At 61.2% G+C, this 17,102-nt stretch carries 13 protein-coding genes; 8 read left to right on the top strand and 5 right to left on the bottom strand.

Annotated elements, in window-relative coordinates:
* The first annotated feature begins 11 nt into the window (after window positions 1-11).
* Window positions 12-4,604, top strand: a complete 4,593-nt coding sequence (locus Q1V60_RS03395; protein ID WP_300627418.1) for a DUF6543 domain-containing protein — start codon at window positions 12-14, stop codon at window positions 4,602-4,604.
* A gap of 25 nt (window positions 4,605-4,629) precedes the next feature.
* Here Q1V60_RS03395 and Q1V60_RS03390 read toward each other — a convergent pair whose 3' ends face one another.
* On the bottom strand, window positions 4,630-6,168 hold the full coding sequence (locus Q1V60_RS03390) for a PLP-dependent aminotransferase family protein (RefSeq protein ID WP_300627417.1): 1,539 nt from the start codon (window positions 6,166-6,168) through the stop codon (window positions 4,630-4,632).
* 88 nt (window positions 6,169-6,256) lie between these two features.
* On the opposite strand from Q1V60_RS03390, the gene Q1V60_RS03385 reads away from it, so the two are divergent.
* Genes Q1V60_RS03385 through Q1V60_RS03375 form a run of 3 tightly spaced genes read left to right on the top strand, consistent with a single transcriptional unit; the run spans window position 6,257 to window position 8,019 of the window.
* The gene (locus Q1V60_RS03385) at window positions 6,257-6,895 is read left to right on the top strand and encodes an FMN-binding negative transcriptional regulator (protein ID WP_300627415.1); all 639 of its coding nucleotides are present in this window, start codon (window positions 6,257-6,259) and stop codon (window positions 6,893-6,895) included.
* Window positions 6,892-7,338: a GNAT family N-acetyltransferase gene (locus tag Q1V60_RS03380; protein ID WP_300627413.1), complete on the top strand. Its 447-nt coding sequence runs from the start codon at window positions 6,892-6,894 to the stop codon at window positions 7,336-7,338. The genes Q1V60_RS03385 and Q1V60_RS03380 overlap by 4 nt, the downstream gene beginning before the upstream one ends.
* Window positions 7,339-7,347: 9 nt before the next feature.
* A complete protein-coding gene (locus tag Q1V60_RS03375; RefSeq protein ID WP_300627411.1) occupies window positions 7,348-8,019 on the top strand; it encodes a GNAT family protein in 672 nt (223 codons plus the stop codon).
* Between the two features lie 250 nt (window positions 8,020-8,269).
* On the opposite strand, the gene Q1V60_RS03370 is transcribed toward Q1V60_RS03375, so the two are convergent.
* On the bottom strand, window positions 8,270-9,172 hold the full coding sequence (locus tag Q1V60_RS03370) for a homocysteine S-methyltransferase family protein (RefSeq protein WP_300627409.1): 903 nt from the start codon (window positions 9,170-9,172) through the stop codon (window positions 8,270-8,272).
* A gap of 114 nt (window positions 9,173-9,286) precedes the next feature.
* On the opposite strand from Q1V60_RS03370, the gene Q1V60_RS03365 reads away from it, so the two are divergent.
* The 3 genes from Q1V60_RS03365 to Q1V60_RS03355 all read left to right on the top strand — a co-directional run bounded on the left by Q1V60_RS03365 (window position 9,287) and on the right by Q1V60_RS03355 (window position 12,293).
* A complete protein-coding gene (locus Q1V60_RS03365; protein WP_300627407.1) occupies window positions 9,287-10,108 on the top strand; it encodes an ABC transporter substrate-binding protein in 822 nt (273 codons plus the stop codon).
* The gene (locus Q1V60_RS03360; RefSeq protein WP_300627405.1) at window positions 10,105-10,875 is read left to right on the top strand and encodes an amino acid ABC transporter permease; all 771 of its coding nucleotides are present in this window, start codon (window positions 10,105-10,107) and stop codon (window positions 10,873-10,875) included. The genes Q1V60_RS03365 and Q1V60_RS03360 overlap by 4 nt, the downstream gene beginning before the upstream one ends.
* A 116-nt stretch (window positions 10,876-10,991) precedes the next feature.
* Window positions 10,992-12,293 (top strand): autotransporter outer membrane beta-barrel domain-containing protein, encoded by a 1,302-nt coding sequence (locus Q1V60_RS03355; protein WP_300627404.1) that lies wholly within the window; start codon window positions 10,992-10,994, stop codon window positions 12,291-12,293.
* Between the two features lie 93 nt (window positions 12,294-12,386).
* On the opposite strand, the gene oadA is transcribed toward Q1V60_RS03355, so the two are convergent.
* Both oadA and Q1V60_RS03345 read right to left on the bottom strand, forming a co-directional pair.
* Window positions 12,387-14,195 carry a sodium-extruding oxaloacetate decarboxylase subunit alpha gene (gene oadA, locus Q1V60_RS03350; RefSeq protein WP_300627403.1) on the bottom strand — a complete coding sequence of 603 codons (1,809 nt, stop codon included), beginning with the start codon at window positions 14,193-14,195 and terminating at the stop codon, window positions 12,387-12,389.
* An 11-nt stretch (window positions 14,196-14,206) separates the two neighbouring features.
* The gene (locus Q1V60_RS03345) at window positions 14,207-15,622 is read right to left on the bottom strand and encodes an acetyl-CoA carboxylase biotin carboxylase subunit (RefSeq protein WP_003195732.1); all 1,416 of its coding nucleotides are present in this window, start codon (window positions 15,620-15,622) and stop codon (window positions 14,207-14,209) included.
* Between the two features lie 196 nt (window positions 15,623-15,818).
* Here Q1V60_RS03345 and Q1V60_RS03340 point away from each other — a divergent pair, with 196 nt between their 5' ends.
* Window positions 15,819-16,793: a LysR family transcriptional regulator gene (locus Q1V60_RS03340; protein ID WP_300627401.1), complete on the top strand. Its 975-nt coding sequence runs from the start codon at window positions 15,819-15,821 to the stop codon at window positions 16,791-16,793.
* Here Q1V60_RS03340 and Q1V60_RS03335 read toward each other — a convergent pair.
* Entirely contained in the window at window positions 16,723-16,920 is a 198-nt protein-coding gene (locus Q1V60_RS03335; RefSeq protein WP_300627399.1) for a PA3496 family putative envelope integrity protein, read from the bottom strand. The genes Q1V60_RS03340 and Q1V60_RS03335 overlap by 71 nt on opposite strands.
* Window positions 16,921-17,102 lie beyond the last annotated feature (182 nt).

Genomic DNA, 17,102 nt, shown 5'->3' with positions numbered 1-17,102 from the left:
AGGGATGTACCATGACCACCCCAGACACCACCGAGCAGGATGCAGGGCTCGACGCTATCAGCCTTAAACTGCTTTCCCAGTTGAGCGTCGGCCCCTCGTTAGCGGATGCGGCCGGCGCACTGTTAAGCGAGTCGTTAGCCGAACAATACCCAGACCTGCATATCGATCCGCACACCACGCTGTTAGGCGAACCCATATGGGAGCTGGAGGACGATAAGATCATCGCACTTCCCCCGCTCTATACATCGCTCAGTAGTCTTCTGGCAGCGCAGGCCAGCCGCATCTTTGCAACCCGGTGCCTTGAGGGCGAGCATTTTCTCACCCGGCTGCCGCTCACCGAGCCTGCGGTGTATTTGCCGGTTCGTATTCTCGAAGTCGCCCACACCCTGAACATGCTGGCGCCTGTGGTGTACCGGGCGTACAGAGAGCTGGCGGTGGATTTCTGGAATGACAGCAGCGGCAACGGCCCGCATTGGCATGCATTGGCCAGTACGCTGCGCGAGGCCTGGAATGTGCAAGAGGTCGACGGCTGGACCGACGAAAACTGCAAGCTGGCGCGCAGCCTGTACTACTCGCCCGACACGTCGAATCGCCAACCCGGCGACACGCTTCAACCTGGCGCCTGCCTGATCGACATCGACCTGGTGAACGACGGCAAGGTTGTGCATACCCAGCCGCTGTTTATCGCCGTGTTGATAAGCCAGTCCGAGGATGAAACCGTCATCCTTTGCCACTCGTTCTACGGCTACGCAAAGTTCACCAGCATGGGCGAGCTGAATGAATATCTGCGCACCTTTCTGGAGGAGCAACCCCTGCGTTATGAGCGCCTGCAGTGGCGCCTGCACCAGCCCGCAGGGAATTATTTCGAGTACCTGGCCTGTATCCTGATCTCGCTGCAAATCCTTTCCGACTCCACGGTCAGGCCGTCCGCGCCGGGTGTGACGCCCTTGAGCGCAGTGGCGGGTACCGGTGGACAGGTCACGGCCCAGGGGCCGGACCTTGCCTGGTATCAGCGAGCATTGCCGGACTGGCTTGTTCAGGCATCGGAGTCGGAGCGGGGGGCTTATTCACAGCACCTCAAGGACCTGGCCGCGCTGAACAGCCTGAATGCGGGCAAAAGCTACCAGGACGATATCCCCTCCATCCAGGATTACGCCCGAACCACGCTCAAGGCGCAGATCATCAAGGACCATCCCGAGGCCGCGCACATGGCCCTGGACACCCTGACCCTGCGGGTCAAAAGCCCGGTGGTGTGGGGCGTGTTCCCTGTGCCGGGGCAGTACGAGACCTACGAGTTCAGCCTTGTCGACCTGGCCCTGCAAAACCTCATCGCACTGCCCATTGGTCAAAAGAGCCTGCAAATGCGCGCCAGCAAACCCCTGCCGGCATGGTTGACCACCGATTACGTGGAACAGCTCGTTACCCAAGTCGATATCGGTACCACCTATCCCGCGCTGATAAGCAGCAAATTGCTCGACGACCCTGCCGAGTCGGCGCGCCGTAAAACCCTGTATGCCCAGCACCTGCGCGTTCAACTGCCGTTGCTGGCCTTGCAGTACAAGATCCGTAGGGAAAACGGCATAGATGAACGCGGTTATCGCTTCGTGGCGGCCGCCCTGCAGGACGACGTCGCCGACCGCACCGTGCTCGGGCAGGCCATCGTCATCATGCCATTGGCCTTCGCCCCCAAACGTCAATGGTCCACCGCCGTGGACGTGGTCGCCAACATGTACGTCATAGGCCCGCAAAACAGCCCGGACAGCCCCTGCCTGCTGTATCGCCCGCTGTTCGAGCCGGCGCTGATTCAATACTCGTCACAGGCAAACCTGATGTACGGCATCGTGCAGTCCAAGACACTGCGCGATTCGGTACTCGCCTGGCTGCCGGACTCGGTTCGCGAGGATTACAGCAACTATGTATTTCCAGGCGACCTGCCAGCACCCTGGATCATGGATGATCTTGTGGTGGTTTCCAGCAAGCTTTGGGCCTTTTCCGGCCCCATGCATCTTGGCCAGCAGGCCATTAACGGCGATCAGTTTGCCACCTTGTTCGATGCCAACGCCCAGGCGCTGGTCGAGCTGGCGGACCGTGCATCGGTATCCAACGCCGAAGCGCGCTGGGCAACGCTCAAACATGCCGGCTGGCTGATCTTCAATGCGGTCCTGCCTTTCATGGGCCGTTACGCCAGCGCAGCCGCCTGGATCTGGCAGATTGTCGATCAGGTACACGCAATCGTCGAGGCTCACGAGCATGGGCAAAAACAGGCGCAATGGGCCGCGCTCACTGATGTGTTGCTCAGTGTGGGCATGGCCATCACCCTGCATGTCGCCAGCCGCGCCCGCCCTGGCGCCATCCCTGCCGAGCGAGTGCCGGGAACGCCAGTGGTGTTCGACGAGAAGGCGATCATCGTGGAGCAATTGCCAGCGCCCGCCACCGACCTGGTGGCTTCCGGCCTTGAGCTGCCATTGAACATCGGCGGCGCCATCAACCGCTCGCAAAAAAACCTGACGACAATTCTGGACAGTTTCACAGTCGAAAAACCCGCCGACCTGCCGGACGCAATCAGCGCAGAGGGGATCTACCAGCACCTTCACCTTCTTGAACAGCATTACTACGCACCGGTGGGCACGCGCTGGTTTGAAGTGGCCCTGGAAGGTGACGCAACCATCGTCATCGTTGATTCCGAACAGCCCAGCCGCAAGGGCCCGGCATTGATCCATAACGCCAAGGGCGAATGGTTCATCGACAGCCGGTTACGCCTGCGCGGTGGTGGCCGAAAGAGCGAAATTAAAAGCGTCATGGACAAGGCAAAGGCCACATCCGAGAAGCTGCGCACGCACCTGGCGGCCTTCGAAAAAGCCAAGAAAGGCGCACAAGAAGACCTGCAAGCGGCCCACCTGGCCATGACCGCTGCCCCGAGCACCTCGGAGCAGGCCAAAAAGCGCCTGGTCTACCTGAACAAGCTCGACAGCCAAGGCAGCGACTACGAAGAAGCACGAAAGCAACTGATGACGTTGAACGTCTTCACTCCGGCCACTGATTTCAAGCAAAAAGCGCTGGGCTATCTAAAGGCTCAACTGGAACTCAACGAGGCCGGTATTCGAGAGCTGCAAACCACGTTCACGCCGACACTCAAGACTGTGCTGGACCAACTCGAAAGCCCGGCGCAGTCATCGACCCAGGCGGTCAGCTCCGCAGACGCGCAAGCAATGATCGATATGAGCGACGACATGATCAAGCGCCTGGATTACGCAAGATCGCGCTTCACCGAACTGCGAGCCCTGGCCAAGGACGGCTTGCGCATGATTCAGGACAGCAAACCCAGGCTGCCCGCCTATACCGGCGACGACCTGCGAGCCCTGCAAGTGACGCTGGCACGAAACCTCTGCGTGACGCCGCAATCGATCAGCACCGAATCGAACGCATGGGCTCAGATCAACGAGATTGTCGACCGCGCCGATCTCACCGTGCAAACCCTGCGCGACACCCTGCAAGAGCGTCACGAGTCGCGTTTGGACGAGTGTGTTGAAACACTGCACAACCTGCTCGATCAGTTCCAGCTCATCAATGAACGCCTACTGGATTTCCCCGCGGATTTCCCCGATCAGAGCATTACCCCACCCATTGAAATCCTGCGTGCGCAGCTGCGCGAATTCGCGGAACGGGCCACTGCAGAACTTGCACCGCTGCATGTTGAGCAAGAACAACGCCGAATCCGGCCCACACCGCCGCCCACGCCGCCAAGGCCCAGGAAAAAGTTCATCCACACGCGCTTCAATGGCGTGCTGATCGGCGAGCCGCGCTTAACCGCAGTGGGGCTAGAAACCGACCTTGTCGACATCAAGTCACCGCTGACTCAACACATCATCGCCACGTTTCATGAAAGAACCCCAGGCGTGTGGGTAGAACGCGTTGAGCACGACACCACGCGGCCCTCACCCAAGGCCCCCGATCTCGCAACCAGCCTGCTCAACGGGCGCACGTTATTGGACGAACTGCGGGTGTTTCAGATACGCGCCGATGAGCAAATAGGCAAACCCTCGCGTACGCCTATCGGCATCGAGCACATGCTGCATCAACATGCCCGCTTGCTGGAGCAGGCCGCCCAAGACATCGAAGAAGCGCTGACCCAGACCAATGCCACGGAAAGCCAGCAACCCTCGGCCTCCACGCTGGGCAAACAGCTCAACGACGCCGCGCAGGCGCTTTACCGGCAGGCCAATGAGCAGGTTCAGAAGCTGATCAAGCAGCAACCGCCAACCCTGTCGGGTGTTGAGTGGCTCATCAACCACAAGCTGATCAGCATCAAAAAAACGGCCAAACGGCGCCGGCTCAAAAGCGCTACCAAGGACTATCTGGATGAATACACCCTCATCGATGATGCCGGCACCCCGCTGTGGTATGCGCATTTCCACTACTCAACCGCCGACGCGCGGGCCGACAGATTTCTCTCGGCTCGCTTGAAAACCCCCGAAGAGCGCGCGCTCGGCCAGGCGGCTGACGACCTTCAAGGGCTCAATGCAGAACAGCGCGTCGCCTTCTACCGCAGCACGCTCAACCTCACACAAGCCAGGCGGTTTTTTTTCCGCACCAAACCCGATTGATGAGCTGCGCCCGTGCTGGCGGCAGTCAAGGCTGCCAGGCCCGGCGCAAACGCGCCAGCGCTTGGACGATAGCGGGTTCGGGCACGGCGGCGAACCCCAGCACCAGGCCGGCGCGTTGGTCCGGCGGTGTGCTGGAGCCTGGCAACCAGTAATTGCTCAAACCGTTGATCTCGACATCCACTGCATCGGCCCGCTCCAGCAAGTGCTGCTCGCGAGACAAGCTGTCGACCCGCACCGTCAAGTGCAACCCCGCCGCGACGCTGGGCAAGGAGCCGACACCGGGTATTGCGTCGGGCCAGCCGGCCAACAGGGCGTTGCGACGGCTCAGCGCCGCCCGCCGCATGCGCCGGACATGCCGCTGGAAATGCCCCGCCGCCATGAACTCGGCCATGACTGCCTGGGTGCTCACTTCGGAATGACGCATCTCCACGGCGCGGCGTCGGGTGAAGGCTTCCGCCAGGCCGGGAGGCAATACCAGATACCCCAGGCGCAGCGCCGGAAACGCCACCTTGCCGAAGGTGCCGACGTACAGCACTCGGCCATTGCGATCCAGCGCGGCCAAGGGCGACAAGGGTGCGCCGGTGTAACGGTACTCACCGTCGTAATCGTCCTCGACGATCCAGCCGCCGGTGCGCTCTGCCCAGTTCAGCAATTGCAGGCGCCGCGCCAGGCTCATCACCACACCCAGCGGGTACTGATGGGAGGGCGTGACATAGGCCACTCGGCACTCGTTCAGGCGGTTCAATACCTGGCAATCCATTCCTTCGCCGTCCACTGGCACGCCCTGCAACAAGCCACCGGCCAGCGCAAAGGCATGCCCCGCCGCGCGATAACCCGGATTTTCAACCGCCACCCCATCGCCAGGCTCCACCAGCAGCTGTGCACAAAGGCTGATTGCCTGTTGCGCGCCACTGGTGATCACTATTTGCTCAGTTGTGCACTGCATGCCCCGCGAGCTGCGCAGGTAGGCGGCGATTAAGCCGCGCAGGCGCTCATCACCGGCCGGGTCGCCATAGCACAGCTGCGCCAGGTCCGGTTTGCGCCAGAACGCCCCATTAAGCTTGGCCCAAACCTCGAACGGAAACAGATCAAAGGCCGGCACACCTACCCGAAAAGCGCGCGGAGGCCCGGAAGGCGGCTGCGCGAGATGGTTATTTTTAACCCGCTCCAGACCGAGGCTGTGGATAACTTCAGAAGGACTGTTTTTTGCAAAATCCAGGCTTTTTGTGGATAAGGCTGTGGGTAAGCCTGTTGAAAACCCTGTGGATACTTTTGTGGATAATTTTTTCGCGCCGGGCAATTGGGCGACGTAGGTGCCGTCCCCCACCCGGCTTTCAATGAACCCCTCGGCGTACAACTGATCGTAAGCGCGCACAACGCTGTTGCGGGAGATCGACAGCGCCGCCGCCAAATCTCGCGTGGCGGGTAAACGCGTGCCGCTGACCAATCGCCCGTCCAGCACCCGCCGGCGCAGGGCGTCGTATAGCTGGCGCGTCAGGCCCTGACGGCGATCCAGCTCGATACCGGCGGGGTTGAATGACATGGGCGGGCTCACGGGCGGCATATTGGACCTATGAAATGGATGCCAGATGGCTCTTACATCGAGCCATTAGCCTGCCTAGGATGCAGGCATTCGCCAAGGGAAATCTTCCATGTACACGCCACGCGCCTTCGCTCTCGATGAATTGCCCGACATCCAGCAGCTGATTCAGCACACCCGCCTGGCGCAGTTGGTGACCACGGGTGAGAACGGCTTGCACGCCAGCCACCTGCCGCTGCTGCTCAATCCCGACGAAGGCCCCAGCGGCACGCTTTACGGGCACATGGCCAAGGCCAATCCACAGTGGCGTGACCTGCAAAACGGCAGCGAGGCGCTGGTGATTTTTGCCGGTGCCGAGGCTTACATCAGCCCCTCGTTTTACCCGGTCAAGGCCGAGCACGGCAAAGTGGTGCCCACCTGGAACTACATCGCCGTGCATGCCTACGGCAAGGCCGAGGTGTTTACCGACGCCCAGCGTCTACTCGAGGTAGTCAGCGCCCTCACCGACCGCCATGAAAGCAATCGCGCCCAGCCGTGGCGCGTCAGCGATGCCCCGGCCGACTACATTGAAGGCATGCTCAAGGCCATCGTCGGCTTCGCCCTGCCGATAGAACGTCTGGTCGGCAAACGCAAGCTCAGCCAGAACCGCAGCGCGGCCGACATCGCCGGTGTGCGCGAAGGGCTGGCGACCAGCAATGATGTGCGCGACCAGACCCTCGCCCGCCTTATTCCCCAAGGAGCCGAAGAATGAGCCAGATAGACATCCGCCGAGTGACTGCCGCCGACCACGCCGCCTGGCTGGCGCTGTGGCAAGCGTACTTGACGTTCTACAACACCGAACTGCCGGATGCCGTCAGCCAAAGCACCTGGCAACGCCTGATCGACGCCCACGAGCCGACCCACTCTGCTCTGGCCTGGCAAGACGGCAACGCGGTAGGCATGGTCAACTTCATCTATCACCGTTCGAACTGGAGCATCGAAAACTCATGCTACCTGCAGGACCTGCTGGTGGACCACGCGCAACGCGGTACTGGCGTCGGCCGCAAGCTGATCGAGTTCGTCTACGCCACCGCCAAAGCCGACGGCTGCTGCAAAGTGCATTGGTTGACCCACGAGACCAATGCCACCGCGATTCAACTCTATGAACGCATCGCCGAACGCCCGGGTTTAATCCAATTTCGCAAAGGTCTTTAAGGAGCCAGCATGCCCACTTCCCTCGCCGACTGGAAAGGCGCCCCCGCGCCAACCGAGCAACTGCTCGAAGGGCGTTTCATTCGCCTGGAAAAACTCGACCCGCCGCGCCACGCCGACCAGCTGTGGCACGCCCTCGAAGGCCCCGGCGCGGATCCGCAGCTGTGGGATTACTTGCCCTACGGCCCGTTTCCCGAGCGCAGCGCCTTCGATGCCTGGCTGAACAACCATGCGGCCAGCAGCGACCCGTATTTTTTCAGCGTGATCGACCGCGCAACCGGCCAGGTTCAGGGCATTCTCAGCCTGATGTCCATCGTCGCGGCGCAAGGCCGCATCGAAATCGGCCATGTCACTTTTGGCGCACCGATGCAGCGCTCGCCCAAAAGCACCGAGGCGGTGTACCTGCTGGCCAAGTACGCGTTCGAGCAGGGCTACCGTCGGTTGGAGTGGAAGTGCAACAACGGCAACGCTCGCTCCAAGTATGCGGCCGAGCGTCTGGGCTTCAGCTTTGAGGGGGTGTTCCGCCAGCATATGGTGGTCAAGGGGCAGAACCGCGATACGGCGTGGTATTCGATACTGGACTCGGAGTGGCCGGAGGTCGGTGCAGGGTTTGAGGCGTGGTTGTCGGAAGCGAACCAGAGCGACTCGGGCCAGCTCAAAACACTGGCTGAATGCCGAGCCTAAGCTTCACAACCACCACAAAAACCATTAGTAGGGGGGCATGCCCTAATGCCATCCCGTTAAGCGCCAGAACGGACAAATCGGTGACCTGTGGCGAAGGAGCTTGCTCCCGCTGGGCCGCGAAGCGATCCCAGAAAATGGGACTGCTACGCAGTCCAGCGGGAGCAAGCTCCCTCGCCACGGTATAGCGTTTCTCCTTGACTGACTGGCATCAGTGCATGCCCCTCCCACACAGTTTTTGGGCTGTGGTGAATCAGTCGGTCAAGCGCTGGGCCAGCACCGCAATATGCTCCGGTCCGATGCCGCAGCAACCGCCCAAATGGCTCGCGCCACGCGCTTTCCAATCAGCCGCCCAGTGCAGGTAACCCGGCGGGTCGAGGTCGTCGCGCAACGGGTCCAGGCCATCGTTGGCCGTGGCTTCCTTGGGTTGCGGCGGGAAGGCGTTGGCGTAGGCGCCGATCCGGATCGCTACGCCCAATCGTTCGAAGGTTTCACGCGCCGCATCGATCGCCGCCCCGATCACTTCAGGTTGGCTGCAATTGAACAGCAACACCTGCACACCCAACTGCGCCGCCGCCTCGGCCGCCTCTACCACTGGCTCGCCGGAGCGCAGACGCGGGACGTCGTCGGTGTCTTCGTCTTTCAAGGTGAACGACAGCCAGAACGGCTTGCCGTCCTGAGGCAGGCCGGCATGAATCGCCCGTGCCTCAGCGATGGAGCTTTGGGTTTCCGCCAACCACAGGTCGACGTGAGGTGCCAGACCTTGCACCAGCGGCGTCAGCAGTTCGCTGACGCGCTCAGGCAGGAACAAGTCGGGCCGATAGGAGCCGAACAGCGGCGGCAATGAACCGGCAACGAGCACCGCTTTGCCGCAGGCTTGCACCGCCCGTCGCGCCAACTCACCGGCCAGTGCAGCCAGCGCCTGGCCCTCTTGCGCGAACCGCGCTTCGCCGACATGAAACGGCACCACCGCGTAGCTGTTACTGGTAATCACGTTGGCGCCGCTGTCGATATAAGCCGCATGCACCGCCTCCACCGCGTGCGGCGCTTCGCTCAAGGCCAGTGCCGACCATTCCGGCTGGCGGAACGGCGCGCCACGGCGTTGCAGTTCGCGGCCCATGCCGCCATCGAGAATTACTGTGCTTACTGCGCCCATATGCTTTTTACTCATATGCTTATGAAAATAACTCACTATGAGAGTCGTTCTTATAACTATTTAATGCGTACCATTCGGTTAATAACAACCCCTTTTTTATTCAGGTGCTCGATTTTGAAATTCAGACCGCTGTTGGCCCTTGGCCTGACGATGTTGGCCGCTTCCACCCAAGCCTTTGGCGGTGTCACCCTGGACCGTATCGAGCAGAAAAAAGAATTGGTCGGCGTGCTGATGGAAAGCTACCCGCCGTTTTCATTCCTCAATGAGCAGAACCAGCTCGACGGTTTCGACGTGGACGTGGCCAAGGCCGTGGCGCAAAAACTGGGGGTGAAGCTGCGCCTGGAAACGCCGTCCTGGGACGTAATCGCCGCCGGCCGCTGGAGCGGGCGCTACGACATTTGCATCTGCTCCATGACCCCGAGCAAGGCGCGCGCCGAAGTGTTCGATTTCCCGGTGCAGTACTACGCCTCGCCCGCCGTGATCGTGGTCAACGCCAAGGATGATCGCATCCATGGCGCCAACGACCTGAGCGGCAAGAAAGTCGGCCTCACCAGCGCCTCCAGCTATGAAAGCTACCTGAACAAGAACCTGGTGATCGAAGGCGCTGAAGACACCCAGTTGCAGTACCCGTTCGAAGAGGTGCAGATCGCCCCGTATGACACCGACAACGTAGCCTTCCAGGACCTCGGCCTGGGCGCAGGCGTGCGCCTGGATGCGATCCTCACCAACCTGGTCACCGCGCAACCGCGTCTGACCCAGGACAAGCGTTTCAAGCTCGCAGGCGCGCCGTTGTATTCGGAGCCCAACTCGGTCGCCATCGAGAAAGGCGACCCGCAGTGGGACAGCAAAGTGCGTGAGGTCTTCGCCCAGCTGAAACAGGACGGCACCTTGACCAAGCTGTCGCAAAAATGGATCGGCGCCGATATCAGCCAATGAGTTTTCGCCTACGGCTTTACCTGACCTGGGCGGTGCTGTTCGCCCTGTTTGCCAGTTTCTTCCTGAGCTTTGACCTGAAGTTCTCGATCATCCTCGACAAGCTGCCCAACCTGGTCGGCCTGCACCTGGCACCCAATGGCTTCCTGCAAGGTGCGGCGCTGACGCTGTTTTTGTGCCTGTGTGCCATCGTCGCGTCGTCGGTGCTGGGCTTTATCACTGCCCTGGGGCGCCTGTCGAAAAGCGCGGTGGCGTTTGGCATTGCCAGTTTCTACGCCTCGTTCTTTCGCGGCACGCCGCTGCTGATCCAGATCCTGCTGATTTACCTGGGCCTGCCGCAATTGGGCCTGGTGCCGGGCGCCATCGTCGCCGGGATCATTGCGCTGTCGCTGAACTATGGCGCCTACCTGAGCGAGATTTTCCGCGCCGGCATCCTCGGCGTGCCCCATGGCCAACGGGAAGCCGCGCTGGCGCTGGGCATGCGCGACCGGGCGATCTTCTGGCATGTCACCCTGCCCCAGGCCATGCGCACCATCATTCCGCCGGCCACCAATCAATTTATCTCGATGCTCAAAGACTCGTCGCTGATCTCGGTGATGGGGGTTTGGGAAGTGATGTTCCTGGCGCAGTCCTATGGCCGCTCGAGCTACCGCTATATCGAAATGCTCACCACTGCGGCGATCATTTACTGGGTGATGTCCCTCGGGCTGGAACTGATCCAGGCGCGCATGGAGCGGCACTTCGGCAAAGGTTACGTGCGCCGCGGTTGAGGCTTCATCCGCACCTCACTGAGGACAACTCCCGCAACCCAGCGGTCGACGGCCTGACAGTTATCGCGCGACGTCCTCGCTACATTCCCGGCCTCATTCATCAGAGGTCGGGATTCATGTCTTTTTCACCCCCCAGAATCGCAGCGTTCATCAGCCTTGCAATGGCCGTCAGTATTCAACCTGCGCACGCACGTGGCGATATCGAATACAGGCCGTTTTTTTTCCAGCCTTACGATTTGATCGACGCTGAGTTGGCCTACGCTCCCGAGTTCGAGGCGCCGCCCTCTCCACCGCCCTATCCCGGTTACCTCACGGGACAGGCCACCACCCACAATGGCTTGCAGGTCGCCAGGGTGCTGGAACCCGCGCTGCTTGACCTGCTCCACTCCGGTGAGCTGACCTCTGAGCAAATCAAGCAATTGCAAAAAGTGGGTGCAGCACTTGCCGGACAGCCCGGCGGGATCGGCGCAGCCCTCGAACAATTGGCCGGTAGCCAAAACGCCAACCTGGCCACCGCCACCCACGCGGTCACCGGCCAAATCAGCAATCAATTGCTCTCTACCCTGCGCACCCTGCCTGCCGACGACGACAGTCACGTTTGGGTGCAGGGCCTGGGCAACGACGGCAACCTCGACCCACGAAGCGGCAGCGCCGGCCTGAAACACCGTACCCGTGGCCTGCTGCTGGGCGCCGACTGGGCGGTGGACCAGGCGTGGCGCGTAGGTGTGATGGGCGCTAAATCGGCCAGCAATCTTGATGCTCAACGCTTCCGCGCAGAACTGGACAGCTTGCATTTGGGTGCCTATGCCGTACGCCAGGACGGCCCGCTGGCCCTGCGCCTGGGTGCGATTTACAGCAGCCACGCCGGCGCCAACACACGCGACGTCAATGTGCTTGGTTACAGAGACCAGCTGAAATCTCATTACGATGCCCAAAGCCAAACGCTGCTCTCGGAACTGGGCTATCAAGTGGGCAGCGAGGATTTCAGCGTCGAACCTTTCGCCGGCCTTGGCTACCAGCGTTACCACCGCGACAGTTTCAAGGAAAGGGGTGGCCTGAGCGCACTCAACGTCGGTGCGCAAACCCAGCAGAATCTGAGCAGCACGTTTGGCCTGCGCCTGGCGACGGTTTACCGGTTCGACAATCAAGTCACCCTCACGCCCCACCTCAGCACCGGCTGGAAACATCTCTACGGCGCAGTCGACAGCCAGGTGCGCCAATCCTATCGCAATGTACCGGTGGCACTGGACGGCTTCACACTCACCGGTACGTCACTGGACCGCAACAGCCTGGACGTGCAAGCCGGCCTGGACCTTGCACTGTCCAAACAACACACGCTGGGCCTGAGCTACAGCGGCCAAGCGGGGACCCATAGCCGCAATCAAGGCGTGACGGGGCAATGGACGATGAGCTTCTGATCGCGCTGCAGCACCCCCGATACTGATTTTCAGGCAAAAAAAAGGAGGGCACCTGCCCCCCCGAGGATTAAGCGGTAATGTCGAAGGCTACTGTCAGCCTTCGACCTCGATCAGGATCTCACCCGGGTTGACCCGGTCGCCCTTGGCCACATGAACGGCGGTTACCTTGCCGGCAATCGCTGCCTGGACTTCAGTTTCCATCTTCATGGCTTCGGTAATCAGCACGGCCTGGCCGGCCTTGACCACGTCGCCCTCCTTGACCAGCACATCGACGATATTGCCCGGCATCGCAGTGCTGACATGGCCCGGTTCGGTAGCGTGCTTGCGCTTGCTGCCGCCGCTGCTGACAAACTCGTTGAGCGGTTCGAACACCACTTCTTCCGGCATGCCGTCGATGGACAGGTAGAAGTGACGCTTGCCTTCGGCCTTCACACCGACACCGGTGATGTCCACGCGGTAGCTTTCGCCGTGCACGTCGATGACGAACTCGGTCGGTACGCCTTCGCCGCCGGCCCGGGCCACGCCGCCCGCTTCCGGAATCGGCAACAGCACTTCAGGGGCCAGGGTGCCGGCGTCGCGCTCTTCGAGGAACTTGCGGCCGATGTCCGGGAACATGGCGTATGTCAGCACGTCCTCTTCGGACTTGGCCAACGCGCCGATTTCGCTGCGCAGTTTGGTCATTTCCGGCTTGAGCAAATCGGCCGGGCGTACGTCGATCACCTCTTCGCTGCCGATGGCCTGGCGGCGCAGCTTCTCGTTGACGGTGGCCGGCGCCTTGCCGTAGCCGCCTTGCAGGTACAACTTCACTTCGTTGGTGATGGTTTTGTAGCGCTCGCCGGCCAGCACGTTGAAGAACGCCTGGGTGCCAACGATCTGCGAGGTCGGGGTGACCAGCGGCGGGAAGCCGAGGTCTTCACGTACCCGAGGAATCTCGGCCAGCACTTCGCTCATACGGTTCAGAGCGCCTTGCTCTTTCAACTGGTTGGCGAGGTTGGAAATCATCCCGCCCGGCACCTGGTTGACTTGCACACGGGTGTCGACGGCGGTGAATTCACTTTCGAACTGGTGATACTTCTTGCGCACGGCATAGAAGTACAGGCCGATTTCCTGCAGCAGTTCCAGGTCGAGGCCGGTGTCGAATTCGCTGCCTTTAAGGGCCGCAACCATCGACTCGGTGCCTGGGTGGCTGGTGCCCCAGGCGAAGCTGGAGATGGCGGTGTCGATATGGTCGGCACCGTTTTCGATGGCCTTGAGTTGGCACATCGCGGCCAAACCCGCCGTGTCGTGGGAATGGATAAAGATCGGCAGGCTCTGCTCGGCTTTCAGTGCCCTGACCAGTTCGCCGGTGGCGTACGGCGTCAACAGGCCGGCCATGTCCTTGATCGCGATCGAGTCGCACCCCATCGATTCCAGCTGCTTGGCCTGGGCCACGAACGCTTCGACGGTGTGCACCGGGCTGGTGGTGTAGGCGATGGTGCCCTGGGCATGTTTGCCCGCAGCCTTGACCGCTTCGATGGCCACGCGCAGGTTACGCACATCGTTCATGGCGTCGAAGATGCGGAACACGTCGATGCCATTCACCGCGGCCTTGGCGACGAAGGCTTTGACCACATCATCGCTGTAATGGCGGTAGCCCAGCAGGTTCTGGCCGCGCAGCAACATTTGCAGGCGCGTGTTGGGCAATGCGGCGCGCAGTTGGCGCAGGCGCTCCCACGGGTCTTCTTTCAAAAAGCGAACGCAAGCGTCGAAGGTCGCGCCGCCCCACACTTCCAGGGACCAGTAGCCGACTTTGTCGAGCTTGTCGCAGATCGGCAGCATGTCGTCGGTGCGCATGCGGGTCGCCAGCAACGATTGGTGGGCGTCGCGCAGGATAGTGTCGGTTACGAAGATCTTTTTAGTCATTGGAATATTCCTCACAGGCCTGCGTGGGCGGCGATGGCGGCGGCGATGGCCAGGGCCAGCTCTTCGGGTTTGCGCTTGATCGAGTAGTTGGTCAGCTCAGGGTGGCTTTCCACAAAACTGGTGTTGAACTGGCCGCTGCGGAATTCCGGGTTGCGCAGGATTTCCTGGTAATAGGCGGCGGTGGTCTTCACGCCTTGCAGGCGCATGTCATCCAGGGCACGCAGGCCGCGGTCCATGGCTTCTTCCCAGGTCAACGCCCACACCACCAGTTTCAGGCACATGGAGTCGTAGAACGGGGGGATGGTGTAACCGGTGTAGATCGCCGTGTCGGTACGCACGCCGGGACCGCCGGGGGCGTAGTAGCGGGTGATCTTGCCGAAGCTTGGGAGGAAGTTGTTCTTCGGGTCTTCGGCATTGATTCGAAACTGCAACGCAAAGCCACGGTGCTGGATGTCTTCCTGCTTGACCGACAGCGGCAGGCCCGAGGCGATACGGATCTGCTCGCGGACGATGTCGATCCCGGTGATTTCCTCGGTGATGGTGTGTTCCACCTGCACCCGCGTGTTCATTTCCATGAAGTACACCTCGCCCTCGGCGAGCAGGAACTCCACGGTGCCGGCGTTTTCGTAGCCCACGGCCTTGGCCGCGCGCACCGACAGGTCGCCGATGTAGGCGCGCTGTTCGGGGGTCAGTTGCGGGCTGGGGGCGATTTCGATGAGCTTCTGGTTGCGACGCTGAATCGAGCAATCGCGCTCGAACAGGTGCACGACGTTGCCAAAGCTGTCACCGAGGATCTGCGCCTCGATATGCTTGGGATTGACGATGCATTTTTCCAGGAACACTTCTGCCGAGCCGAAGGCCTTGGTCGCTTCGGAAATCACCCGGGGGAAGGCCTGTTCGAGTTCTTCGCGGCTGTTGCAACGACGAATACCCCGACCGCCACCACCGGACGTGGCTTTGAGCATCACCGGGTAACCGATACGGTCGCCTTCAGTGAGGGCTTCATGGATGTCGGCGACGTTGCCTTCGGTGCCCGGCGTGACCGGCACGCCGGCCTTGATCATGCTGCGGCGCGCTTCGGTCTTGTCGCCCATGCGGCGAATCACTTCCGCCGACGGGCCGATGAACTTAATCCCGCGCTCGGCGCAGATGTCCGCCAATTCGGCGTTTTCCGACAGGAAGCCGTAGCCGGGGTGCAGCGCATCGCAACCGGTCTCCACGGCCAGGTTCACCAGCTTGCGAGGGTTCAGGTAGCCAGCCAGGGGCTCGGCACCGATGCTGTGGGCTTCGTCGGCACGCTTGACGTGCAACGCGTGGCGGTCGGCGTCCGAATAAACCGCGACCGAGCGAATGCCCATCTCGGCGCAGGCACGCACGATTCGTACGGCAATTTCACCACGGTTGGCGATCAGGATCTTTTTTATCACTTGGAAATTCCCTTGAGCCGATTGCTGCGTTCTTCGACCCTGTGTAGCCGGGTCGGCGCGTGACCAAATGTTTCATGACAGTCGCGAGACACACACTATGCGCACCGAGGGATTAATAAAAATCAATAATTATTGGGTTGTGTATAAGCAAAGACTTATAGTTGGCCGAACGACCAGCGGCGTGAGGGCTTAATTAATGCGTAAATCATTGATGCGTATGACATTGCGTCAGTTGCAGATTTTCAATGAAGTGTGTGATTTGCGTTCCTACAGCCGTGCAGCCGAGGAAATGTCCCTCACCCAGCCCGCCGTCAGCCTGCAGATTCGCCAGCTTGAAGAGCTGATCGGCCAGCCGTTGTTCGATTATGTCGGCAAAAAGCTCTACATGACCGAGGCCGCCGAAGCGCTGCAGCGGGCCAGCCGGGATATTTTCGGGCGCCTGGAAAACCTCGACATGCAACTCTCCGACATGCAGGGCTCACTGCAGGGGCAGTTGAAGCTGGCGGTGGAATCGAGCGCCAAATACTTCGTGCCGCACCTGTTCGCCGCCTTCAAGCGCCAGCACCCGGAGGTGCAGCTGCACCTGACCGTGGTCAATCGCGCCCAAGTGATTCGCCGGCTCTCGGACAACCGCGACGATCTGGTGATCATGTCCATGGTGCCCCAGGACATGGGCCTGGAGTTCCTGCCGTTTCTGAATAACCCGATCGTCGCCGTGGCGTTGCCGGATCATCCCCTGAGCCTGCAAGGGCCGCTGCGCCTGCAAGATCTGGAACCTTACACCCTGCTCATCCGCGAACCGGGTTCCGGCACGCGGCTGGCCTGCGAAGAGTACTTCAAGGAAAAACGCGTGCACTTCACTCAGACGGTGGAAGTGGCGTCGGCCGAGGCGCAGCGTGAGTGCGTGGTCGCAGGTTTGGGCGTGGCCCTGCTGACGCGCCACGCCTTGAACCTGGAGTTGGCCACCGGCGGGCTCAAGGAGCTGCCGGTGGAAGAACTGCCGCTGTACCGCAGTTGGTGCCTGGTGCAAGCCAAAGCCAAGCGGCTGTCACCGGTGGCCCATGCGTTCCTGGGCTTTATCCGCAGCGAGCGGGTGCAGATCAGCGCGCTGGCTGAGCGCTTCGCTGGGCAGCCAAGGGTGCCTGCCAATGGAGTTCCGGGTAGTCACTGATGCTCTGGAGCAGCTGGCGCTGGTCGCAGCGGTCTTCAATTGCGCGACGGAACGCCATGCGGCGCTGGTCTTCCTGCTGACGACGGGTCTTGACGGTGCTGTTGCTGTCTTCGTAGGGCCGGGCCATTTGGAGTCTCCCAATGCGAGTGCGGGGAGTACAGGATGGGCGCGGAGGATGACGGTTTGGCGGCGCGGGGGTTACAGGACGATGAATATTCCACATAGTTCAGAGATCCAAATGTGGCTGCGGGCTTGCTCGCGACGGCGCGGTTCATTCGACATCAATGGCGAATGACCCTCGCCTTCGCG

Origin of the sequence: Pseudomonas sp. (assembly GCF_030147005.1) — a bacterium.
GTDB lineage: Bacteria > Pseudomonadota > Gammaproteobacteria > Pseudomonadales > Pseudomonadaceae > Aquipseudomonas.
Note: the sequence above shows the minus strand (reverse complement) of the source record. Positions and strands in the feature narration are given on the sequence as shown.